The 6571-nt window shown below is 71.4% G+C and carries 3 protein-coding genes; all 3 read right to left on the bottom strand.

The window, feature by feature from the left end; genetic code table 11:
* Positions 1-29 precede the first annotated feature (29 nt).
* The 3 genes from BIU89_RS11125 to ligA all read right to left on the bottom strand — a co-directional run bounded on the left by BIU89_RS11125 (position 30) and on the right by ligA (position 6545).
* Positions 30-2360, bottom strand: a complete 2331-nt coding sequence (locus tag BIU89_RS11125; RefSeq protein ID WP_071246562.1) for a transglycosylase domain-containing protein — start codon at positions 2358-2360, stop codon at positions 30-32.
* Positions 2361-2607: 247 nt separating this feature from the next.
* Positions 2608-4020: an alpha/beta hydrolase gene (locus BIU89_RS11120; RefSeq protein WP_071246560.1), complete on the bottom strand. Its 1413-nt coding sequence runs from the start codon at positions 4018-4020 to the stop codon at positions 2608-2610.
* Between the two features lie 194 nt (positions 4021-4214).
* Positions 4215-6545 carry an NAD-dependent DNA ligase LigA gene (ligA, locus tag BIU89_RS11115; protein ID WP_071246558.1) on the bottom strand — a complete coding sequence of 777 codons (2331 nt, stop codon included), beginning with the start codon at positions 6543-6545 and terminating at the stop codon, positions 4215-4217.
* Positions 6546-6571 lie beyond the last annotated feature (26 nt).

Raw genomic sequence — 6571 nt, 5'->3', positions numbered from 1 at the left:
CGGCACCGGGCCCCGCGGGGGTTGTCGGGTCACTTCCCGTTCTGGTCCCTCGCAGCCGGCGCCGCCGGGGCCACCGTCGCGGCGGGCGCCGGAGCAGCCGGACCAGCGGGTGCAGCCGGAGCGGGTGCAGCCGGAGCGGCTGGCGCGGCCGTCGGCGTCGTCTGGTCGTCCTGTGCCGTCCCCTGCCCGGACGAGGACCCCGACGACGATGACGACGACGACTTGCTCGCCTGCCCGATCATCGCCTGGCTCGGCGCGGGCAGCGCTCCCCCGCCGACGGTCTGGTCCAGGTACGCCATCATCGACTTCCCGACCCCGAACTTCGCGCTGTACCCGGTGGTGCCCTGCAGGAACGGCCAGTTCGCCAGGCTCACGTTCCCCTGCACGTTGCCGACCCAGGTGGCGTTCGTGTACTTCGTCGACGACGCGACCAGCCAGTTCTGCACGTCACCGTCGGTGGTGCCGGTCTTCGCGAACTTCGCCACGCTGTCCCCGGGGTTCGCACTCGCGGCCGTCCCCGACCCGGACAGCACGCCCTGCAGCGCGTAGTCGACCGTGCCCGCGACGTCCGCCGAGACGCCCTGTGTGCAGGACGACGGCGTCGGGGTGATCTTCGTGCCGTCCGCCTCGGTCACCGAGTCGATCGCGGTGGGCGTGCACACGATGCCGCCGTTGGCGAAGCCCGCGTACGCCTCGGCCAGGTCGATCGGCGACAGCTCGTTCACGCCGAGGATCGAGGACGGCGTCTGCGTCAGGTCACCGCCGTCGGCGCGGTGGATGCCCATCGACTGCGCGAGCTGGGCGATCTTGCACAGGTCGAGCTGCTTGCCCATCTGGGCGTACGCGGTGTTGATCGACTCGACCGTCGCCGCCTCGACCGACATCGACGACGGCACCCTCTCGGCGTTGGCGACGTTCCAGGTGCCGCCCGCGACGTTCTGGCAGGTGTTGGTGAACTCGGCGTTCTCGAACTGGTGCTCAGAGGTGGTGACCGAGTCGGACAGGGTGTGCCCGCTGGCGAGCCACTCGGCCAGGGTGAACACCTTGTAGGTCGAGCCGGTCTGGAACCCGCCCGAGTTGCCGTACCCGGAGTCGGCGCTGTAGTTCACCGCCGTGGCACCGGCCCCGGCGTGGTCCCCCTGCGTGTAGGTGGTGTTCTGGACCATCGACATGATCCGGCCGGTGCCGGGCTCCACGGTGACGTTCGAGCCGCCGACGTCGACGCCGGCCATGGTGGCCGGCACGTAGGTGGACAGGGCGGACTGTGCCTGACCCTGCAGGTCGAGGTCGAGCGAGGTGTGGATCTGCAGGCCCTTGGTGTCGAGCGTGGCGATGCGTGCCGCCGCGGTCTTGCCGAACGCGGGGTCCTGCAGCACCTGGTCGCGGACGTAGTCGCAGAAGTAGCCGGCGTCGTGGTTCGTCGCGGCGGTCGAGCACCCGTTGGCGGTCTCGGTGATCTTCGGCGTGACCGGCGTCGCGATCGCCTTCGTCATCTGTGCCTTCGTGATCGACCCGTGCGCCTGCATCCGGCGGAGCACGTAGTCGCGGCGCTCCTTCGTCAGCTCGTACCCGTTGGCCTTGCCGTTGTCCTTGTCGCTCGGCACGTCGATGCGCAGGTTCGACGGGTTGTTGAGGATCGCGACGAGCGTGGCCGACTGCACGAGCGACAGGTCCTTCGCGTGCACGCCGAAGTAGTACTCGGCCCCGGCCTCGGCGCCGTAGACCCGCCCGCCGAGCCCGACGATGTTGAGGTACCCGGTCAGGATCTCGTCCTTCGAGTACTTCTTGTTCACCGCGATGGCGTACCGCATCTCCTGCAGTTTGCGCTGCGGCGTGACGCCGGCCGCATCCTCGTAGCAGGCTTCGACCTTCTTCTCGGTGGCGGCCTGGTCCGCGCCGGTGAGCTCCTCGCACTGCTGCACCAGGACGTTCTTGACGTACTGCTGCGTGATGCTCGAGCCGCCCTGCACATCGCCGCCGACGACGGTCGCGGCGACGCCGCGGAGCGTGCCGAGCACGTCGATGCCGCCCTCGTCGTAGTAGCGCGGGTCCTCGGTGTCGATCGCCGCCTGCTTGAGCGTGTCCGCCATCTGGTCGGCCGTGACGTTCGTGCGGTTCTCGGCGTAGAACGAGGCGATCTTGACCTGCTTCCCGCCCTGCTCCGCGTACATGGACGACACCTGCTGCGGGGTCTGCACGTCGAGGTAGGTCGGCAGGTCCTCGAAGAACGAGACCGCCCCGGAGGTCCCCTCTCCCGCGACGGCGACCGCCGGGGTCACCGCGACGGCGACGAGCATGCCGGCGAGCACGGACATCACCACGAACATCAGGAGAGCACCAGGCCATCGCACCACACGCATGACGGCACCGTAGGCAGCAGGGCTGTACTGGTTCTGCCCCGGAACGAGTGCAGGCTGCGGTCGCGTTCAGGTTGCCACCCAGCCCGTTCCGAGGACGGGTCGCGATCCGCGCGGGCGCACCGATCCGGCCGGGAGGCCCGCGTCGGCTCCGGCACGTCGGCAGCCGGTCACGATCGGGTCACGCCCACCGCGTCGCCACGACCGGCGGGTCCGCCGGGTCGCTCAGGGGGCGGTCGGGCACGGCCGGTCAGTCACGGGGCTGCAGATCCTGCGGGCGCACGAGGTACATGTCCGGCGAGGCGCCGACGATGCCGTCGCCACCCGACTTCCCGCGTCGGACCTGCTCGCGCACCAGGTCGCCGCGTCCGATGCCGATCAGGGCGACGTCGTGCAGCGATGCCGTGCCCGGTTTGAGGTAGTCGTTGTGCCCCACGGGACGCCGGAACACGTCACCGGCCGACAGCGCGTCGGCGCCCCCGGCCAGGTCGAGCACGGTCGAGCCGAACGACGCCCCACCCGGGTCGGTACCGAAGTACCCGGAGCCCGCGATGGGGTCGCTGTGCGCACCGCCGACGAAGACCTGCCCGGTGGCGACGGCGAGGTCGTCCGCCGTCCGGACGTCGCTGCCCGGCGACCCGAGCACGGTCAGGGTGTCGGCGGTCATGCGCCCCGACGCCAGGGCCGTCATCGCCGTGGTCGACCCGTACGAGTGCGCGACGATGTTCACCCGCGGTTGGTCGCCCGAGCGGATCACGCGCAGCCCTGCGACGGTCCGTTCGAGCCGCTCCGCCCCGGTCCGTGCGAGCCCGAGCGACAGGATGTTCGACAGGTCCGGAGTGCGGTACCCCATCCACGCGACGACGGCGACACCCAACCCGTTGCCGGTGGCGGCGAGCGGCGCCAGGGTGGCCTGCTCCCGGGACAGGTCGTTGGCGGTGTTGGTGAAGTCGGTCATCTGCCCGGTGACCGTGAAGAACATGCCCGGCACCACGACGGTGACGTCGGCCGCGGTGTCGAGGTCGCCGATGCTGATCGCCGCACGCCCGGAACCCCGGGTGTCGAGCGCCACCAGGAAGCGCCGCGGGTCGCCCGGCTCCTGCACCAGGGAGTCGCGGACCTGCCCGAGCATCGCGGCCCGGGCTGCACCGAGGTCGGCGTCGGCGAGGCCGGCGGTCAGCGTCGCGCGGTTGGCCTGGTCGCGGAGTGCGTACGGCACGCCCTCGAGGTTCCCCACCAGGGCGGGTGCGTGCACCCGGAGCCGGTCCTGCTCGTCGGCCGGCAGGTGCGACCACCACTGCGCGACGGTCTGCGCGGGCGGCGGGTCGTCCTGCACCGTCGCCACGACACGACGGTCGGTGGCCGCGCTTCGCAGGTCGGCGGCGCCGAGTGCACCGAGGTCCTCGACGAAGGCTCGTCCGTGCGCGGCGGCGAGGTCGTCGACCTCCACCCCCGTCGTCGACGTCGATGTCGACGACGACGCCGCCGCTGGTACCGCCGGCGCCGCCGGGAGCGTGGCGACGGCGGGGTCCACGACCGGGACGATGCGGGTCGCGGCGGTGCTGGTGACCGTGACCTGGTGCGTCGGGGGCATGCCTGGGGCCTCGATCACTCCGAGCGAGTGCACCGAGGCGGTGAGCAGAGCCGCAGCGATGAGCAGCATTCGGGTCTCCCCCGGGAAGGCCGTCCCGACGTCCCCCTGCAGACGACGGGTGATGCTCGGTCGAGTCTATGGAGATGTCCGCCGATCATCCATGCGCGATGCAACTTGTCCCCCGAACTGGGCGCGTTCGACGGCGCGCCGCGCTCAGCGGATGCGACCGGGCGTGCTGGGCATCCCGGCTCGGTCCTCGGGCCTCAGTCCTCGGTCGTCGGCGCTTCCGGTTCGGCGAGCGCCGCCGGCCCCTCGGTCACGAGCAGGTGGAACTGCTCGGCGTCGATGATCCGGACGCCCAGCTGCTCGGCCTTCGTGAGCTTCGAACCGGCACCCGGACCGGCGGCCACGAAGTCGGTCTTCTTGCTCACGCTCGACGCCGCCTTTCCGCCGGCGGTGATGATCGCCTCCAGCGCACCTTCGCGCGTGTAGCCCTCGAGTGACCCGGTCGCGACGACGGTGACGCCGCTCAGCACGCCGCCCTCGACGTCGGCGCTGCCCGGGCCGGGGTGGCCCGGGGTGGTGAACTGCACGCCGGCCGCGGTCCAGCGGTCGATGATCTCGCGGTGCCAGTCGACGTCGAACCAGGCGAGCAGGGCGTCGGCGATGATGCCACCGACCCCGTCGACGGCCGCGAGGTCCTCGCGCGAGGCCGACCGGATCGCGTCGAGGGAGCCGAAGTGGTTCGCCAGGGCTCGGGCGGCGACCGGTCCGACGTGGCGGATGCTCAGGCCGACCAGGATCCGCCACAGGGGCTTCGTCTTCGCGGCGTCGATGTTCGCGAGCATCTCGAACGCGTTCTTCGACGGGTAGCGGCTCGGCTCACCGGTGTAGTCGGCGCCCCGTGCCTCGGGGTCGAACGGCGGGTCGGTCTTCTTGCGCGCCCGGCTGAACGGTGTGACGCGCTTCGGGGTGCCGTCGTCGTCGACCTTCTCCATGCCGGTCTCGGCGTCGCGGACGATGACCTCGATCGGGACGATGTCCTGCATCGTCAGGTCGAACAGTCCGGCCTCGGTGACGAGCGGCGGGGTCTCCGGGCGGAGCGGCTGCGTGAGCGCCGCGGCCGCGACCTCGCCGAGCCCCTCGATGTCGAGCGACCCGCGCGAGGCGATGTGCTCGACCCGACCGCGCACCTGCGCCGGGCAGCTCTTCGCGTTCGGGCAGCGCAGGTCGATGTCGCCTTCCTTCGCGGGGGCGAGCTCGGTGCCGCACTCGGGGCAGTTCGTCGGCATCACGAACTCGCGCTCGGAGCCGTGACGGAGCTCGACCACCGGGCCGAGCACCTCGGGGATGACGTCGCCGGCCTTCCGCAGCACGACGGTGTCGCCGATCAGCACGCCCTTCGCCTTGACGACCTGCTGGTTGTGCAGCGTGGCCTGGCGGACGACGGACCCGGCGACCTCGGCCGGGGCCATCACCGCGAACGGGGTCGCACGGCCGGTGCGGCCGACGCTGACCACGATGTCGGTGAGCGTGGTGTGCACTTCTTCGGGCGGGTACTTGTAGGCGATCGCCCACCGCGGCGCCCGTGACGTCGACCCGAGTTCCTCGTGCAGGGCGAGGTCGTCGACCTTCACCACGACGCCGTCGATCTGGTGCTCGACGGCCGACCGGCGTTCCCCCGTGGTCCGGACGAAGCCGTTGACCTCGTCGATGGTGTCGAACACCCGGTAGTGGCTGCTCGTCGGCAGGCCCCAGGTCTGCAGCAGCTCGTACACCTCGGACTGGCTGCGGACGTCGGTGCCCTGCTCGAGTTCGCGGACGGGCCACGCGCCGATGCCGTGCACGAGCATCCGCAGACGCCGCAGCCGGTCGACCATCAGGGCACGCTTCGCCTCGGACTTGCCCTCTTCCTTCTGGCGGAGGGACCCGGCGGCGGCGTTGCGCGGGTTGGCGAACACGCGCTCCCCCGCCTCGCGCTGGTTCGCGTTGAGCTCGTCGAACTCGGCGACCGGGAAGAAGATCTCGCCCCGGACCTCGACCAGGGGCGGGTGGCCGGTGCCCGACAGGCGGTCCGGGATCGTGCCCATCGTGCGGACGTTGCCGGTGACGTCCTCGCCGACCACGCCGTCACCGCGGGTGGCGGCCGAGACGAGCCGACCGTGCTCGTACCGCAGGTTGATGGCCAGGCCGTCGATCTTCAGCTCGGTCAGGAACCGCACCCGCTCGGCGCCGGCGTCCCGCTGCACCTTGAGGGCCCACTCGGTGAGCTCGTCGGGGCTGAAGACGTTGTCGAGCGAGAGCATGCGCTCGGCGTGCTCGACCGGCGCGAACTGCGTCGTCTGCGCCTGCCCGCCCACGGTCTGCGTCGGGCTGTCGGGCGTCAGGAGTTCCGGGAACCGCTGTTCGATCGCGTCGAGGCGGTGCACCAGGGCGTCGTAGTCGGCGTCCGACAGGGGCGAGGCGTTGCCCTCGTAGTAGTCGTGGCGCAGCTCGTTGACGCGGGCGCGCAACCGGTCGACCTCGCGCGCGGCCTGGGCGGCGTCGAGCCCGTCGGGGTCGATGGTCTCGAACGTCGCGTCGGTCTCGCTCATGGCATCAGTTCTACCGTGCACCACCG

Source organism: Curtobacterium sp. MCBA15_005, assembly GCF_001864855.1.
Classification (GTDB): domain Bacteria; phylum Actinomycetota; class Actinomycetes; order Actinomycetales; family Microbacteriaceae; genus Curtobacterium; species Curtobacterium flaccumfaciens.
Note: the sequence above shows the minus strand (reverse complement) of the source record. Positions and strands in the feature narration are given on the sequence as shown.

What these genes read in the sequence shown, in the direction of transcription:
- BIU89_RS11125 (WP_071246562.1), bottom strand. Translation starts at nt 2,360, where the DNA reads ATGCGTGTGGTGCGATGGCCTGGTGCTCTCCTGATGTTCGTGGTGATG.
- BIU89_RS11120 (WP_071246560.1), bottom strand. Translation starts at nt 4,020, where the DNA reads ATGCTGCTCATCGCTGCGGCTCTGCTCACCGCCTCGGTGCACTCGCTC.
- ligA (WP_071246558.1), bottom strand. Translation starts at nt 6,545, where the DNA reads ATGAGCGAGACCGACGCGACGTTCGAGACCATCGACCCCGACGGGCTC.